Here is an 18945-nt window from a genome sequence, read left to right on the forward strand (position 1 = left end):
TTTGTTGCTCTAGCCCTATGCCTTGCTCAGCTGCCAACAGTAGATCATCCCGAAGACGTAAAATCGGTTGAATCACAGCTGGCCCCAAAGCCAACATGGTAGCAATTGTTACAAACAAACAAATTATCAGAACAAAAAAGACCATCCGCCAAAAGTAATCTATGACTTCTGGCTGGATATTGGATGCATCCAATCTGGCGATGACAATATACTCACCCCCTAGTCTATCGGCAGGCCATACTACATCATATCTTTGATAATTATTGCTACGTTGCTGTAGAGGAAGGTTTAGTCCTGCTTGGCCAAGTTCTAAAGCAGGTGCCTCTCCCACCTGCTTTAGAACTTGGCCATCAAGATCATAAAGACTAATTCCTTTGACCAGAGGGGGCAAAGCAAGATTCCCTTGAGGTCTTGCTAAAGGTTGACTCTCACTATTAGCTGCATTGAACCTTGCCCAGGAATGTATAGCAACAAATCCTGTATCCTCAAGCTGTTGTAGTAGCTCTTTCTCTTTTTTTTGCCAAGATGGAATGACAATCATGGCTTCTATTAAGACAATACTACTAAATACCCACAAAGCAATGTGTCGGGAAAGACGTGCTTTGAAAGGACTAAGTAGTCTTTGAGGCAGAGATAGCATGGCTAAGCCTGTAGCTAGAGTTATTTTTTCAAGGTCAGCACCGTTTAAATTACCTATCTAAAAAATGAGCGTTTTCTATCTCCCATATTCCTTAAAGAGTGTGGAGTCTCAACTCACCTTAAGCAGCTAAAATCTTTGCTTCAAAGTCCTGTTGATCTATAAAAGTTTTAAATACTCGATCCATTTTTGTGAGTTCAAATAACATTTTGACCTGCTCTGTTAGCCCACAAAGATAAATTTGTTTGCCCCTAGCACGTACGATTTTTAACATAGCAACCATTGCTCCAATACCAGTGCTATTCATAAATGTCACCTGATTCATATCTAACAAAACAATGTCGATACCTTCGTGTAATAAGTCGGTGACTTGAAGCTTAAGCTCGTTAGTTGTAGCACCATCTAGGATGCCTGCGGGCTCAAGTGTTTTAAGATTTGTAGTCATGAGAATCTCCTAGAGATGATGATATAGTTCTAATCAAATTTGTCGAAGGTCGGATGTTGCTACTTGACTTATTCTGCTTTTACACAATAGCCAATGGTGTATTTTGTAAAACCATTGCAAGAACTAGAGCCTAGAAATAGATTAGGAACTTGTCTTAGGTTGCCAATAGGCTGCCCGAATGACGACCCATAATAACGCCAGGTGGTAACAACTCCACCCCACATTGACCAGGTATATTAGGGGATCTGGCCAATGACCCAAGACCAATTGGAGTAGTCCCCAGGCCATACCTGCAATAGTAAGGCCAAAAACAATTAATTGTATGCGTACAAGCTCCCAGAATACGCCAGATTGTCGTTGTTTAGGGGTGACCTTAAATGAGACGTTTTTGCCCGTTAAAACACTCCAGACGGCCTGGATTTGTAGCGGAAAAAGGGCAATGGCATATTGTTCATTACGCCATACTTCTTTTTTAGGGACTTTCCATGCTGCTGCCAACAAATTGAGGCGGTTAATTACATAGGTTGGCACAAAGTGTAATATAAACGCTGGGCCGTAGCTGCTAACAGGACTTAGACCCGTGAAAAATGAAATTATTGGACAGGCTAGAAAGACAATTACAAAGAAACCTGCAAAATAGCTGTACATCGTCTGAAAATATTGCATCCGTTGCCAGAATGTCAGGCCTGACTTGAATAGAGGATTATCTCGTACTAATACCTGTATTGTTCCTTGAGCCCAACGTAACTTTTGGGTTAAAGTTGAGCTAAGATCATCAGGTGCAAGCCCCTCTGCCAAAATTTCATGGTGATAAACGGACTGCCAACCCGCCGAGTGGAGGCGCATAGCTGTGTTCATGTCTTCTGTGATGCTAATGCTAGAGACTCCACCAATCAAATCAAATTCGTCTAAGCGACTTTCATCGGCTATAAAATCATTGGCAAAATGCTGTAAACCCATACTTACCAATGCTTCTCGTCGTAAGATCGCATTGGTTCCGGTATAAAATGCAGCATTCATCCCGTCCTTCCCTTGTTGAATAGGACCATAGAAAAAGTGAGCTTCATGGCCAAAGGGATCGCCTTTAGGTAGGTTGTAAAATGCTTGAGGTGTCTGTACAAAAGCGACTTTATTCAGCTCATAGCGCCCTTGCTCTAAGTTGAATCGGAAAAAATTAGGTAATACCCGCTGCAAAAGTTGTGGTTTAGGAATATGGTCAGCGTCTAGAGTGACAATAAAGTCACCCTGGGTTTCACCACAGAAAATGGCATGGTTAATATTGCCTGCTTTAGCATGGTGTGGGCGATCTTTAGGTTTGTGTCGTGCGATGTAGCGGCAGCGTGCTAGATCACTTAATGCAGTGGTTTGTTTGTCAATTTGTCCTTCTAGCTTATGAACTTCAGCTTCAAACGTTGATGTGGTACTAGTGTATTCTGGCTGAGTCAGCAATAGAAGTTGTCGTGTGCTTTGTAGGTACCCTTGGCTTTGCCAATATTGATGATCTTGTATAGAACTTTGCGGTACAAATTGCTTGATCATGATCAGGCAGTTACGACCACTGGGTTCACGTACATAAGTCAGGTGATCTGCAAGCTGCTTTAAAATGCTAATGCCTCTTCCCCGTTCTGCATTTTGATCAATCTCATCAGGTAGTTTTTGTAAATGCTTCTCAAAATCAAAGGGGGCACCTTGATCCCAAATACGTATGATAATGTCGCCATTTAGAATAACAAGCTCTAAGTCAATGGGGGTGTCTGGGGGTAAATGTTTATGGGCATGGCTGACTACGTTATCAAACCCCTCACCTAATAAGGTTTGTGCTGCAAACCAATCCTTGTTGGGAATCATGGGCTGTTTCATGGTACTAAACCAATCCATGAGTGATTCCAATTCATTAAAATCGGTTTTTATTTGAATTCTCTGACAACTCAGGGTTTCTTCAATCGATTCTAAATCTTGTTGTAAATACTGTATTTGTTCTAGGCGACTACTTAAATAATAACGTTCAGCTTCTATTTGTTCAGCGGCGAGTTGTAACTTTGGTGATTGCAGATCCTGTATACAAAGTTGTTCTGCCATAGCTCGCATGTCTGGAGAATTACCGTCATCCAGTATGTAAACTCGGAGCTTATTGACAGGATAATCTATTTTTAGTGCTGCCTGTGCTGTTTCTTGAACAATATCAACAGGTTCGCTGTAGCACGTAATAAATATATCAACAGTTGGATAGTCTGTTTTTGATAACGTTGGTGTGAGTTGATCCAGGTTTTTGACCCGTCGCTCAATCGGTCGCCATAACCCAACTAAAAACAGTATGCCTCCCATAAACATATATATTTCAGCTAATACAAGGGGGACTGAAAACCAAAGGGCCTCTGTATTAAGGGATTGGGTTAAGCGCCATTGCAAATACCATGTCCCAACGATTAGATTCACTAAAACCAGGTAACGAAATAGCAAGGTGCGATCGCGCAAGCGCACTTGGATATTGTTCATCAATGGTTTCTGGTCCAGCTGACCAATTAAGCTACTCATCCGTCAATTAAAATAGTTGTAAGTGACTCTTGTTTCTCTAATCCAATTACCTTAGTATTTTCACTGAATCTCAATTTATTGAGTAAGAATAAGACTAATCCTAATCTTCTTGTCAATGGTGATAGAGTATGCTCGCTCAACTAGCAGAGATATTTGTCCTATTGAGTTTTCCCATTAACGAGACTAGATAAACAACATTACTTTGTTGGTACTTAAAACTGTTTTAGGAGCAGAACCATATTATTAGGTAAACTTAATGGATGTTAGATATGAATTGGTAAGTATCAAACCTCCGCACGTCTCATATTTAAGCATTTCCACTAATTAATAAACCAATCAACCCAATCAGCGAAGCATTATAGTCAATGGCATATTCATTGGTTGCATAGGACTTCTCATCATCCAAATAACTCAATATACCTAGACCTTTTGGTGCAATATTATCTTGGGCATCAGAATTGGGACCTCCAACAACTAAACCAGGAATCAGCAATCCTTTAGCCCGAGCAAAAAGATGATTTACATGACGTACAGGGTTTGCCCCAACTCCCGTCACAAACGTCTGATTAAAGGGGTTTCGCCCTAAGAGAAAATGAAGTTGATCCAAAGCAGCATATTGATAGCGTTGCTCCTGGCTGATTTGATACGCATAGGCTAAAGTAATACCTTCTTCTGCGGCCAGTTTATTTGAGCCCCAAATAAAGCGATGGTTGGCTAAACGGTAACCATTATTCTCTACCCTCGTTAGAATCTCATCTGCTTTTGTTAGTAGCTTTTGGTCAATGATTGCATTCAGTTCGGATGAGCTAGGCTGGCGTTTCTGCAGTCTGTAGTCTACTAAAGCTAACGGTGATAGATCTTTCCATTCAAATAGGGTGTAGGTGATTTCTAATAAATGGGTCTCTAAATATTGCTGATACTTTTTGTTGCCAGTGGAAATATATAACTCCACTGCTGCCCAGAAGCGATCATCAAGGTCAGTTTTAAGACTCTCTTCTCGATCAATATCTGAAGCTAAGTATTTCCCAGAACCACTATCATCCCCTTCATACCAATCCACTTGCATGGTTGGTTGCCCTTCTAAATACTGCCAGGCTAGGTCTGCGGAAGCCTGATATTGATCGGCCAAGTTGACATCAAATGATTCAAAGACTCGGGCCGCCATGGCCATGGCACCAGCAAGCTTACCTGTTTCAGGGGTAGAAATGCCGTAGATATAGCGGGTTTGAGCATCTTCGTCAGGTGCCATCCCAATGGGCCATTCCGAGCCAGAAAGTTTGCGATAGACAGCCCCATCAGAACGCTGCATTCGTAGCATCCAATCTAGGCCAAATTTCATCTCATCTAAAACATCAGGAATGCCGTTCCCGCTTTCTGGAATGGTTAGTTGACCATCCCAAAAGAGACTAGGGTGCTGTTCGTAAAGGCTAAGAATACGAGCGACTGTTGTGGCTGTTGTAGCAACATATTTGCCATAATCTCCTGCATCATGCCATCCTCCCGTAGCATTGATCTTGTCATTGACTTGGTGCAGCGTATCTGCATGAGCTAAGTTATGATCATGCAGGTGACAAGGCGCATGGTATAAACCCGTAATAGGGTCATCTAAAATTACACCACAACGCTGTAGGTAATATGATCTTAGCAGCGATATTAGCGTCGTTTGGTATGCGTTGTCAGAGATACTAAAGGGGGCTGATTCTGCTGAGCCCGCTCGAACTATGTATTTTCCAGGTTGTTGAATATGACTAAAATCAACAGGTTGTAAAACATCTCCACTGAGGCGCTCCGACTGTACTGGCTCAGAGGGATCTAACTCAACAACTTGTTGATTATCTAAGTTTATAAGCTGTATAGGAGTTCCTTTAAGAGGACTCGATATAAAGGCGACTTTAAGCCATTGTGGATAGTATCCCACTTGGTTAAGTAATACTTTCACGGGAGAGTCTGGAGCCTGAGTGTGTCCCTTAAATTGCGGGATACAAGTAGCTAGAAAGACAGCAATAGCTAATGATAGTAGAAGTCTAAAAGTTCGCTTCATAGCTTTTGTAGTAAACTACGTTACCGAGATAATCTTTATTTAAGAAACCTATATCAATCGGATGAAGATATTCATCTGATTTCATTGTCCACAGCCATCGCTATCCAAAGCTTTAGCCGATAATTCATGTGGTGGAAATGAGCACAAAGCTATAACTAAGTTCTTATGGAATCCATTGACTAAATGTTGTAGCTGCACTGCTATTAGATTCCCCAAAACAATTACTTTTTTATCGTTATCATTAATAGGAGTATTTTTAGACCTGAGAAGATTGAGATGCAATATTGTCGTTTTGATCGATGATAGCTTGAAGAAGCGTTATCCCCTCATTAAGAGCTATTTCAAGTTTGATTACAGAGCTGGCCAGGGCAATATTGCCAGCACGACTTTCATTTTCGATATATTGACACAACCGCTGAACTGTTACTAATCCTAATGCTGCACTACTTGACTTTAGGGTGTGGGCTGCATGTTGAATCTGCTGAGCATTTTGTTCATCAATAGCCTCTTTAAAGGCTTTGATTAACTGCGAACTTTCTTTCAGATATATATCGACAAATAATTTTAATTTTTCAGATGCCAAACCACCTAATGGAGCTAGTGTTTGCTCTAAGCGGACTCTATCTAGATCGGTCGTTTTTTCAGCAGTCGTTAGTTCTGCAGACGTTTTCGGAGAGTTATGAGCTAGTGGATCTTTGATATGTGCAGCCGTACGTCTGTCAATGGGATACTCTTCTAAAGCTTTTATCAGGTTGTCAATATGAATAGGTTTACTGATATAGTCATCCATCCCTGCCGCCAGAAACTTCTCTCGGTCCCCTGTCATAGCATTGGCTGTCACTGCAATAATGTAAGGCTGCTCATTTTCGGACCATGATTGTCGAATCATCTTTGTTGCAGCTAGGCCATCCATTTCTGGCATCTGAATATCCATCAAGATGACGTCATATGTTTGGCGCTTTAGGCAATCGAGAACTTCCAATCCATTACTAACCAAATCTGGACGGTATCCCAACTTGGCCAGCCATTGTTTGGCTAGTTGTTGGTTTACCATATTGTCTTCGGCTACTAAAATTCTGCATGGCAACCTTTGTGCCATTGTATTGTCTATCTTGTTATCCTTAGTTAAACCGGAGTGGTAAGTTACTTTACCCGTAATGCCATGGGTCAGGGCATTATATAGATCATTCTGTCGGCATGGCTTATTTAAAAAAGCAACAATTCCCGCCCGTAAAGCCTTTTCCTTGAGGTCATGAGTACGAACAGATGTGAGCATTACCATCGGTAAGTTAGGACACTGAAGCTTCAGCTTTGGAGCCAACATTAAACCATCTATACCTGGCATTTGCATGTCTAGAATGGCCACATCAAAAGGCTGTTCTATTTGCCCAATTACGCCTAAGGCTTCGTAGCCTGATCGGGCAGGAAATACCTCCATTTTCCATTGCTCTGCTTGATGGGTAAGGATCTTGCGATTAGTGTCATTATCATCCACAAGCAATAACCGTTTACCTTTAAGTTCAACCTTGGGTAGTTCTAGATTATTCTCTGAAATGGACTGGGCTTTGATAGTAAAGAAGAATTTTGATCCCTTATTTAGCTCACTTTCAACCCAGATTTCTCCTCCCATGGCATGGCAAAGACGTTTGCTAATTGCCAGTCCTAGACCAGTGCCTCCATATTTACGTGTAGTGGATGAATCAACTTGCTGAAATGCATCAAAAAGAGACTCGACTCGATCTGCAGGAATTCCAATACCGGTGTCACTTACGCAACAGCGAATAAGATATAAGAGTTTATCAGATGAGTTCACATCTAATATAGGCTCCGCAATAACCCGAATAACAATTTCGCCTTCATGGGTAAATTTGACAGCATTGCCTAATAAATTCACTAGGATTTGGCGCAACCGGGTTACGTCCCCAACTAGGCTAACAGGCACATCCATGTCAATTTGGTAGGTCAATTCTAATCGCTTTGTTGACGCCTTTGGTGCGACTAGGTCCAGACACTCTTCAATACAAGATCTTAGATTAAAAGGGCATTCTTCTAAATCTAGCTTGCCAGATTCAATTTTAGAAAAATCAAGAATATCGTTGATAATACGAAGCAGACTATCACCGCTATGACGAATAGTAGAAACAAAACCAATTTGCTGATCATTCAGATCGGTATCTAGTAATAGTCCCGTCATACCAATCACCCCATTCATAGGCGTGCGAATTTCATGGCTCATGGTAGCCAGAAAATCACTTTTTGCCTGTGCAGCTTCTTCAGCCGTTTCCTTTGCTTGTTTGAGAGACTGCTCACGGGTAACTACTTCGTAAGCCATATGCTGAAAAGCACGGGCAAGTTCACCAGGTTCATCTGGTCGTTTAGCAATGGGGTTTAGACTAGTAAATTTCTGTTGCCAGTCGTCTAAAGTGGGAAATTCATTTCCACGAATTTGCTTTGCTAAATGAGTTAGTTTCTTGAGGGGGTGCACCACCTTTTGTTTTAGTAGGCGATTCATAAGGAATATGATGGTGGCCATCATGCCAATAATGACGGCCATGACCAGCTTCAGGTAATGGTAGCCTTGTTCTAGTAAGGTATTAGCAGGTACATAGATAGTTTGAGCAGCAACCACCTCGTTTATTTGCCAGTTATATCCTTGTTGATTACCATAGGTCGCTATCATGCTTTGGGGAGCATCTTCGACACGGCCATGACATTCTAAACAGCTACTTTTTTTAATCGCTAAAGGACGAGCAATATAAAAAAGCTTTTTACCGTCCTGTTCTCGATACCCACTGAGTTCGTCAGGGGCACTATCCTGACGGAAAATGTTGACTATATCGGTTTCAAACTCATCAGCCTGGTCCCTAGGATTTGATGGATTTAATGTAGCCTCTTTATATAGGAAGTTACTGTACTCAGGAGATTCTCGAAAATGTTCAAATACTTCTCTAGCACCATATGCAGGTACAGTTTCTCTAATAAATGAGCTAGATTGAGCTAACTGATCAGCTAGTTGAGGTTTGATGCTTTCGCTTGTATAGTTGCGCACGGCATTCATGGTCTGAATCATCATGTGTGCTCGTGCTTTGATCTCGGCTTTGGCCAGTTGTTGCATTGCATTAGAGAGTGCAATGCCGCTGATAACAGTTCCACCAATAAAAACAATCGTGAAAAAAAGTGTGAACTGTCTATTTAGCGTTTGATTTTTGGCCATTGGTTGACAAATAAGTTTTTTTATAGGTTCTGATAGATTTGTAATTCAGAGCGATCTTACCTATTGCATTGTTGTGAGGTTAAAGAGTTATGCATCACTTAAAGTAATTTCTTCTAGGGCTAGTAATATTTTCGATTTCACGACTGAAAATATTACTAGCTGTAGGCGAGACGATCTTAAATAATAATGAGTTATCTCCCAGGAGGTTGCCGTGACTATCTCGTAGAGCCACTATATATTCGCATCCACCTAAGGATCTGTTAAGAAACTACTTCATGGTTTAAACCGGAAAGGCTTGTTAAACCGTGATTTAAAGGATCAAAGCCATGATTTTAATTTTTAACAAGTCCTAAGCACAGTTTCGATTAGTCGTCCCCAAAGATAAGCCTGTGAATAAGACCATTAGTCACGTAAGATTTACATTATTCGATAAAAGCAGCAACTTAAGACTTTTTATAGACAATCACCTTTTCGTCTTTAGAACCTTCAGAAAAGTCATTTCTATCTATTTCTATGTATAAAAGTGAAAGAATCTTATCAGTTATAAAAATATAACTTGTTCATGTATGCTAAAGCTGGGTGGTTATTCCCAAATAACGGCAGACTTATAAGTAACATATTGTTTGGAGTGTTCAGTGGTTTAACGGGCCAACCGTAGAACAAATAGACGACAATAGTAATACTGAATGCATTCAGAAATTTGCTACGCATATAGTCATTTACCTCTAAGCCTTCTGGAGATTATCTATACCTTGAGCTATGCTATATCAAGCTATATTTATCAATCTATAGCGCAGGATTTATCATATAAAAAGTCTGCACTATAGATTTTCTATAGAAAATTAATCAAAAACTATACAGCTACCGAATCAGCAATCTTGAAAAACTGATTAGATAGACTCAAGTCAGTTACATTTTCCACAATACCAATCAGTTCATTCTGTCTTGCTGTCTTCAGATAAATTCCAATACCTTGCTCTAAGTCCTCTGCAGTAGCTTCTAACAAATAGTCATCTAAAGACCCGTGTAGTTGGATTAAATCATTCTGTTTATAGTTGAAATCACTGATAAGGGCATAATCATATTCACCTAATGAAAGATTATCCCCATCATCGTAGAATGCGCTAGTTGTATCGCCTAAATAAAAGATATCAGCGCCTTCACCACCAGTCAGGATATCAATTTCATTGATACCGACCAAGGCTGTTCTAGTTGATGCATTGATATCAACGCCTATCAGGCTATCTCTCCCTTTATCACCAAATAGCTGATCGTTTCCTAGACCGCCCTGGAGATAATCATGGCCAAAATTTCCCTCTAAGAGATCACTACCTGCCCCACCATCAAGGTGGTCTTGTCCCAGTCCACCATCAAGCTCATCATCACCAGCGCCACCATTGAGGATGTCACGACCTCGATCACCAAAGAGATAGTCCTCACCGTCTTCACCATTCAGGTGGTCTTGTCCCAGTCCACCATCAAGCTCATCATCGCCAGCGCCACCATTGAGGATGTCACGACCTCGATCACCAAAGAGATAGTCCTCACCGTCTTCACCATTCAGCTGATCATGCCCCCACCCACCATCAAGATGGTCATTACCTGTACCCCCATCAAGTTCATCATGCCCTTTATAGCCAAAAAGCTGGTCATCACCAGTACCACCATCTAAGATATTCTTTCTCTCACCACCATTCAGGATGTCATTACCGTCTTCACCATATAAATTGCCTATTTTTGAGAGACTTAAGACATCGTCACCCGCTCCGCCATAAATATCGCCTCTAGTACGACTTAAGGTATCGTCACCTAGTCCACCATGTAAGATACCTCTTTTATTTTGATATACTCGGATGTAATCAATGTCATAGCTGCTAGGGAAAAGGGTTGTATGATCCGGATCTCCTGGCCAGGAACCACAAACGGCTAAATTTGCTAATAAGTACATGGCCTGTTGAGGAATGTTCCCAGTAATTGTGAAGGCTTTTTGGCCATCTACAAACCAAGTGATTCTTTCGGGAGTCCATTTCACTGCAAAGGTATGCTCTCCTTCCGAAAAATCTATTCCTGAGACAGAGTTACCTTCCATGGCATTACCGTTGGGAGCGTCAGGGTCTTGGTAATGCAGTGTCCCATAGACAGTATCTGTCTGGTGCCCTAAAAATTCCATAATGTCAATTTCAGGAGGCCATTCACCTGTGCTTGGCAACATCCAAAAGGCGGGCCAAAGGCCCTGTCCAACCGGTAGAGATGCCTTAATTTCCATATAGCCATAGGTAAAGGCAATCTTGTCATGCCCGGAAATCATCCCTGATGTATAGTCAAAGAACAAATCTTTGCCCTGCTGTGCCAGGAGATATTGATCAACCCCTTCAAAGGCCTCAAGGGGTTGATCTAATTTGTTAGCACTTATACTGAGCGTTCCATTTGCTACAGTCAGTGCTTCATCGACATAATACTGTGCTTCGTCATTAAAAGTGTTGGTGCGGCTACCATAGTAGTAGGTTGTATTCCAGTTATCCTGGTTGAGTTCTGAGCCGTCAAAGTTATCTTCAAAAACTAAATCCCAGTTGGTTAGGATAGATGGATGATTGACCACGATCGTTCTTCCTGAATGCCTTGTACTTAGAAAATGTATCTGTATGATCGATTGTGCACATAGCTGTTGCTATTTCTAGCTTTCAGCGATCACCGACGTTTTGAACCATGTGCGCCTATACGTTAACTGCACATTATTTAACCAGCCCTAATCGGGCAAGGATGCTGATAAAGAATCAAGGAGAGCGGTGATTACAAGATTAGAAATGTTGGGGCAAATCTGATATCACCTTTCAACCTTCCTTGAGATGTCACGATTGTTGGGTGAAAATAGACATTCTTTAGGGTAGCAACTTATCGCTCCTCTATTGTTCCTTCACTCTGGGAGCAATTACCCTATGCTACGAATGAGAAACCTGTGTTAAAGTCATTAACCACTTGCTGATCTAGAACAGCAATTAACTCATCTTGGGCTGTCGCCGTTTGATACCATAGCTCAGTAGAGAAGCCATCAGACGAAACTCCTAGCTGATAATCTAAGGCATTACCAACCAACTGAATTTGATCATTCTGTGACAAGTTAAAGTCTGTAATCAACGCATAGTCAGACACACCATCCAGCAGCAGCTCACCATCATCATAAAAGACCTGACCCGCTTCACCCAGGACAAAGATATCTGCACCACTACCACCAGTGAGGATGTCAATTTCTCCTAGACCTGCATTCACTATATCGGTGCCTGTTAGCCTATCATCGCCGCTACCGCCCAAAAGCGTATTATCTCCATAACCACCTTGCAAGACGTCATTACCGGCTTCACCAGCAATATGTCCCAAGGCTTTTGATAGGGTGTCATCCTTAGAACCCCCATGAAGAGTTCCTGCTTTATCCTGATAAACACGAATGTAGTCAATTTCAAAGGCGCTAGTTTCAGGAGTGGTCTCATTGGGACTGCCAGGCCAGTAACCACCTACAGCCATATTGGCTAATAGATACATGGAGACATCAGGAATGTCATGGTCAACGCTGTACAAAGCTTGATCATCTACGAACCAGGTCAGTTCAGTTTCTGACCATTCCACACCAAATGTATGGAAGCCAGCAGAGAAATCCATCCCGTTAAAGGTTTGTTCTCCTTTTTCAGAAGCAATATTTCCATTGTCGTCTGTGTAATGGAGGCTGTTGAACACAGTGTCAGTACGATGTCCTAAAGTTTCCATGATGTCGATCTCAGGGGGCCAACCGCCATGGGTGGGTAGCATCCAAAAAGCAGGCCACAAACCTTGACCTGCAGCCACTTGCGCCCGCATCTCCATATAGCCATAGGTAAAGGCATAGTTGTCATCACTGTTTAGGATGCCGGAAGTATAGTCAAAGGTTTTAACTGGATCAAAGCCAGCAGCTGTGTCTTCAACATCAAGGGTAAGAGGCTGATCAACCTTTTGACTAACGATACTCAAGACACCATTGTTAAAATCAAAGGCATCATACTCTACACCGTTAATAATCTCATTGTCTCCCACATAGGCCTGATGTTCACCATTCCAGGGGTTAGTGCGACCACCGTAGACATTGTGACTATATTTGGTGCTCCACTTACTACTATCTAGGGTAGATAAATCAAATTCATCACTAAACACTAGTTCCCAATCACTATCGTTAGCGGGGTGCCAGGGGGATTGATTAGGCTCATCGGTGTACTGGAAGTAGGCAGCATCTAACACTAAGCTTTCAGGAGACAGATGCTCTACAACTGCAAGTAGTTCATCTGTGTCATCCCAAGTTCCATTGCCGTCAGTATCTTGATAAATACCGGCTACATTCATACCAGAAAAGGCAGCTTCCAGACCAGATGGTAAATCTGCCATCACATAGTCACTGTCCGTGCCATTTAGCTGAATCGTATCTTCGAAGCGGTTAAAGTCTTTAATTAGGGCATAGTCACTGGCACCATCGGTGGTTGAGTCGCCGTCATCGTAGAACACACCGTTTGCGTCACCCAGAACAAACACATCATTACCGGCTCCTCCCACATAGGTATCGATGCTGTTAGCGCCCATAGCGCTTGTTGCGTCAGTCTCAACGCCTACTAAAGTATCATCACCATCTTCGCCGTATAAAATGTCATCCCCTAGGCCACCGGTAAGACTGTCATTTCCATTACCACCATCAAGGGTGTCGTTCTCACTACTTCCCCTTAGATTGTCATCACCCTCGTATCCATAGATATAGTCATTACCTGCGTCACCATCAATGGTATCGTTGCCAGTTCCACCGTTGAGATAATCATTTCCCTCATTACCGGAAATGGTGTCGTTATCAGCTTCGCCAAAAACAGTGTCGTCACCGCTATTGCCTTCTAGGGTGTCATTTCCATCACCGCCAAAAATGGTATCACCATGCTCATCTCCCTGGATGAAGTCGTCACCGCCATTACCGTAGAGGGTATCTTCATCTTCACCACCGGAGATTTCATCGTTGTCGTTACCGCCAAAGATGCGATCGCGACCACGACCACCCCTTAACTTATTGCGGCCGCCTTCACCAAAGATTTCGTCATCACCATCATCGCCATCGATCTCATCGTCGCCATTACCACCAAAGAGTTTATCGTTACCCTTGCCACCCCGGATTCGATCACGACCATTGCCACCAAAGATTTCATCATCGCCATTATCACCGTCTATTTCATCATCACCCTCGCCCCCAAAGAGTTTATCTTTGCCACGACCACCAAACAGCCTATCGTTGCCTAAACCACCATAAATCTCATCATCACCATCGTCCCCAAACAATGTGTCATTGCCGTTATAACCATAAAGTCTGTCATTTCCACCTTTACCGCGGACTTCATAGTCAACATTATCTTCCCATCCGCCCCAAACATCATCATTATCAGTAAGATAAGAGATTATTTTTTTAATTCTGGCAGATATAGACATAGTAAGTCTTCTTTACTAATGAACATTTTAGGAACAAGTATTATTCACATACTAATAATGTAAAAAATTATACTTTCCTCTACAACACTCATTAAAAAAGGTCCTGAGCCAAATGTCGTGAGAGAGATCTTCTATATAGGAGGTTATCGATTGTTTTAAGAGTATAAACCTGCAAGTTTATACTAAACTATCTGCAAGAGATTCTAGGTGGTATTGTCTATTCGCTTGTAATTTTTCAGTTCATTCATGCCTTGCTTTCTTAAAATAATGCAGCGGCTAACTACACAGTATTCTAGACGTGATTTTCAGCGTTTCAGGCAAAATACATCAGCCTGAAGATGGTGAAAGTGAAATATAAGACCTAAAATAGATTCCTATGGGTTGGGGCTAGGATTCAACGATTTAGGGCTAATTTCATCGATTAGTCGAGGATCACTCCCTTGCTTTGAATACTTCTAGAAAGGAATTTTAAGGCTAGGACGATCAGGGAAAATACTCTATTTTTAGATTTTTTTGACATGGGATAAGCTTTTAAGCTTTCTCTAAGCAATTTAACCAAATTATTCCATCAGGTTGAACTAATATCAAAAATTGGGCATGCTAGAAATGCTAACAAAAGTTGAATCATTTTGAAAAATGGGAATCATCTTAATATAGAATAAAGACTCTTATTTTTGAACTTGTCGCGAGGCTATTTTTAGATTTTAATTACTGTGAGTGTTAGATTTAGGCTGTCGTCTGAGAATCAGTGATTTAAAACTCACCTATTTTTGTTTGCAAGATTAAAAAGCAAGTTAATAGATTGTTTTTTCGATTACTTTGTGGATAAATAAGATTTGATGATTCTCACATTTATGTGGAGACATCATTTTATTGTTTTTAGTTCAATTATCGGTTGTCACATAGCTTAAGATGACAGAATCTTTACCACAAAAAATGTCTGGTGTTGAAGTCACTCAACTTAAAGGCATCGTTGATACAGCTAATAGCAGTACGATAAAGAATCAAATTACCGACATTGTTAATACGGGAGTCAGTACAATTTTAATTGATTGTACTGACATAACCTTCATGAATAGTGCTGGTTTAAGCACGCTCGTAATGCTTTTAAAGTTGTCCAAACAAAAGGGAATACGTCTCTGTCTATGTAGCATTCAAGATCAAGTTGAATTACTTTTTAACTCGACAGGCATGGATCGTGTTTTCGAGATTTTTGAAGATACTCATGCCTTTTTCCAGACTCTCTAGCATCTTAGAGATTTCCCCTTCCGGGTGATAACTTGAGATTTTGAAAAGGTTACCAGTTAGTTTACTGAAGTTTATAACCCAGGTGTAATTAGTTACTACACAGCAGTCAGCATGGCATAGCTTATGCTAATTTACAAGCTATACCATGCTGCTTTTGATATATGACATGGATTTATTTTGAGATTGGTTGAATAACTATGATGTCACCGATAACGAACAAGCTGTTGATATAATCCGCAGAGACGCCTTATGAAAAGTCTAGACATCTAAAAATAAAATTCAACGAAAATCTCTTTCTAAGGAGGAGTAGACTTTTAAAAAGAGATTTTCACTATTGAGCAATCATCGGAAAAGTTATCGATATGATGATGTTGCTTTAGGTTATCTAATAGTTCAGCAACATTGTAAGCTATCTTTTTATTGTTAGTCAGTAACCAATTTTGAAAGTCTTCTACTTTCCAAATACTTCTATCATCTAGCTGTAGCTCATAAGCGCCATCACTGAATAGATATAATTCACTCATAGGCTCAATCAACTCTTTCTCACTATAATACGAGGCATCATCTATTATTCCTACTGGAAAGGTGCCCTTTTGACCGATAAGTTCTGCACTAGCACTTTCTTTACCATTGTGAGCAATTAAAATGGGAGATGGGTGTCCGGCATTAGCGTAAGTCAAGATTGAGGTTTTAGAATTATAAACGCCATACCACATAGTGAAAAAACGTGGATTGTCCAATTCCATCTGGAAAAGCTGATTTAAGGCCGTTAATACACTCTCAGGTTGGTAGAAATCTGCATTTGGTAACGCTTTAGATCTCAAAACATTATGGATTGAAACAGAGGGTAAAGCGGCACCAATACCATGGCCAGATACATCTAACAGATAGAACATAAAGTTCTCATTATCCAGCCAATAATAGTCATAAAAATCTCCACCCAAACGGCTGCAAGGCAATAAGCATGAATCAATTTCAAGCTTTCCTATACATTTTTTAGGCAATAAAGATTGTACATACGAAGCAGCCTGTGCTAATTCTTGATCAATAAAATCCTGTTGCTTCCTTAGTTTTTCAGAGTGCGCCTTTAGATCTTGTTTAGCCTGATAAAATCGTAATCCTGTTTTCATCTTTGCCTGAAGCTCAGTGGGTTCAAGAGGCTTAATTAAAACATCGTCAGCTCCGGCTTCCAGAGCTTTTATACGTTCTTCTATTCGAGCACGGACAAGCATAATAAAATGAGCATCTGAGAGTTTTTTATGCGCCTTAATATATCGACAAATTTCTGTTCCTGCTTGGTCTAGACCTGTTGATTCACAGATAATAAGCTCGGGATAATGCTCTTCTGCTAATGTGAGTGCTTCCTGGCTGCTAGAGGCAATAAATGTTTCATACCCCTGTTTCTCTAAGATAGCTCTCAGGATACATTGATTAATATGACTTTTTTCAATTAATAAAATTTTGTACGTCATGATGCCCTGATTTGCTTATGTAAAGAAGTCAAAAACCTTACTATCAAACAAGGGCTCCCATAAAATGACGGCCTAGGTTTTTAAGCATTCTTGATAGAGACACCCACACAGTGCGTTACCCCCTCTACCCCTAAGTCTACAGAGTTTTCCTGTTGGAGATACTCATATATTAAGAATGCCCGTGTATTAGTCTAAGCAACTAACTGATGGTTCATACGACTGAAATTAGAAGTTGAGCGTTGAAAATTTCGCATTTCCATAAGAACATCAAGCTCAACTGACGAAATTTTGACAAATTCTAGACCCATTTCATAAACTGCATAGGAATGGTTTTCTGCATCGCTTACCCATACAACTTTTACAACAGGAGTAAATGTAATACAGTCAGAGACAAAAAACTGCAAATGAAAACAACTATCAATAGGTAATTTTTTATCCGCATATATCCTGACACCACCTTGACTAATATCAATCGTAGGCATCAGTCTGCTACTATAGCCTGGAAGTTGACAAAACATGGCTAACGGCTGCCGCGCAAATTGTCGACGGTTTGTGTTAGTTGTTGTTTCCAACATAATTTCAAAAGGTATGAGTGCTTGCTTATATTCCCTAAAAAGCTTCTGGGCGTTCGCCTTGAATGGCTGTTAGCCTAGATTAACTGATTAGAAAGGAGAATGATTCTAGTGAACTGGTTACGATTATCTCTCAAACTATTGAGAGATAATCGCATATTCAAATCTAACGACAGAAAATAATGTATCAACCTGGCATCATGCATTGTAGAAACTCAGCTAGTTTACCAAGCTCTACATGACAACTGTTTGCTGAATGATGAAGTCGAACAAGCATAATAGAGAAATAATTTAGGCTACGGCTAACAGTAGAAGATTGCTACCAACGTTTTGGCTAACCAAAACTCTCAGCCTAAGCGATGATCTTTCTCTTAAATAAAATTATGAGAAAGATTCCTTTTCAGGAATCTTTCTCATAACGTATATAGTTGATGCTGTTGCAACATGCTTCTTTCTCAAGAACTCTCTTATAATTTTGGATTTGGAATTCTTAGATGGCTTGATCCAGGCACTCTTAAAAATGAGACTCTTTGGGGACTCGCAATCGATATTAAGAGCTTTAGTGACATTGATCAAAAAGACTTAATCTTTCTCATATTTTCTGAAAGTTAGAGATTGGATAATGTTGGTAAATTCTCTAGTTATCCACATGACATCATAAAGAGCCAGTCTGGTTTTATTCTGCCTGTGAATATAATGCACCCATGTAAACCGATGAGCTCGGTCAGGCTATTGTATGTAGTGAGATGACTATAGTAACACCTTAGTTACTGCTAAACCCTGATAATAAATTGTCTAGCTACCGCTATCGCAAGTAGCGTAGATGCTAGGCAATTTGTAGCAATTGTCGTCATTCTAATGTATTATTCAGAAGACTTGAATCCGAAAATTCACAGATTTTTCAAGTACTTATTTATTTTCTCAACACAGAATTAGTTCTTTTCTACAGTGATTTCTTTTGTAAATGTTTTTGGCTTTGTCTTTCAAAGATCTTTTCTTTAGGGGTTACTACGAATCTTTTAAGCTTTCTACTATTCCAATTCTATGCTTAAGCTTAGCTTGGCTTTTGGGGAAAGTTAATTACAGCAAAGATCTAAGCGTTTCCAACTCTTGTTCTAAGCTAGAAAAATCTAATAATATTGTTTAAATTTCATTTAATGCTTCATTCCCTTAAACTCTTAGATTAACTTATATTATTTAGGCGCAACTAAAAGTATTTAGGATGTTATTTAGCCGTTCTTCCCTCAAAGTATTGAGATTTTATAGCTTTGCTTGGGGACGGTATTTCATGCTCTGTATG

9 protein-coding genes and 1 pseudogene are annotated in these 18945 nt (G+C 40.5%); 1 reads left to right on the forward strand and 9 read right to left on the reverse strand.

Going from position 1 to position 18945, the window contains the following annotated elements; translation table 11 throughout:
• From DXZ20_RS26055 to DXZ20_RS26085, 7 genes and pseudogenes are all read right to left on the reverse strand, one after another.
• Positions 1-640: pseudogene (locus DXZ20_RS26055) on the reverse strand (response regulator); the annotation flags it as partial.
• Positions 641-758: 118 nt separating this feature from the next.
• Complete coding sequence (locus DXZ20_RS26060; RefSeq protein WP_163665154.1) at positions 759-1082, reverse strand: STAS domain-containing protein; 324 nt, start codon at positions 1080-1082, stop codon at positions 759-761.
• 141 nt (positions 1083-1223) lie between these two features.
• Positions 1224-3617 (reverse strand): glycosyltransferase family 2 protein, encoded by a 2394-nt coding sequence (locus tag DXZ20_RS26065; protein ID WP_163665156.1) that lies wholly within the window; start codon positions 3615-3617, stop codon positions 1224-1226.
• Between the two features lie 307 nt (positions 3618-3924).
• On the reverse strand, positions 3925-5658 hold the full coding sequence (locus tag DXZ20_RS26070) for a glycoside hydrolase family 9 protein (RefSeq protein WP_163702012.1): 1734 nt from the start codon (positions 5656-5658) through the stop codon (positions 3925-3927).
• 256 nt (positions 5659-5914) lie between these two features.
• A complete protein-coding gene (locus tag DXZ20_RS26075) occupies positions 5915-8872 on the reverse strand; it encodes a response regulator (RefSeq protein ID WP_163702013.1) in 2958 nt (985 codons plus the stop codon).
• Positions 8873-9725: 853 nt separating this feature from the next.
• Positions 9726-11471 carry a family 16 glycosylhydrolase gene (locus DXZ20_RS26080; RefSeq protein ID WP_163702016.1) on the reverse strand — a complete coding sequence of 582 codons (1746 nt, stop codon included), beginning with the start codon at positions 11469-11471 and terminating at the stop codon, positions 9726-9728.
• Between the two features lie 335 nt (positions 11472-11806).
• Positions 11807-14353 (reverse strand): family 16 glycosylhydrolase, encoded by a 2547-nt coding sequence (locus DXZ20_RS26085; RefSeq protein ID WP_163702017.1) that lies wholly within the window; start codon positions 14351-14353, stop codon positions 11807-11809.
• A 936-nt stretch (positions 14354-15289) separates the two neighbouring features.
• Between DXZ20_RS26085 and DXZ20_RS38780 the strand changes: the two genes are divergently transcribed.
• A complete protein-coding gene (locus tag DXZ20_RS38780; protein ID WP_431732108.1) occupies positions 15290-15601 on the forward strand; it encodes an STAS domain-containing protein in 312 nt (103 codons plus the stop codon).
• 314 nt (positions 15602-15915) lie between these two features.
• Here the strand turns inward: DXZ20_RS38780 and DXZ20_RS26095 are convergent, their stop codons facing one another.
• Positions 15916-17073, reverse strand: a complete 1158-nt coding sequence (locus tag DXZ20_RS26095; protein WP_163665166.1) for a SpoIIE family protein phosphatase — start codon at positions 17071-17073, stop codon at positions 15916-15918.
• A 191-nt stretch (positions 17074-17264) separates the two neighbouring features.
• Positions 17265-17648, reverse strand: a complete 384-nt coding sequence (locus DXZ20_RS26100) for a PilZ domain-containing protein (RefSeq protein WP_163665168.1) — start codon at positions 17646-17648, stop codon at positions 17265-17267.
• Between the last annotated feature and the right edge of the window lie 1297 nt (positions 17649-18945).

Source organism: Adonisia turfae CCMR0081 (assembly GCF_011009555.1).
Lineage (GTDB): Bacteria > Cyanobacteriota > Cyanobacteriia > Phormidesmidales > Phormidesmidaceae > Leptothoe > Leptothoe turfae.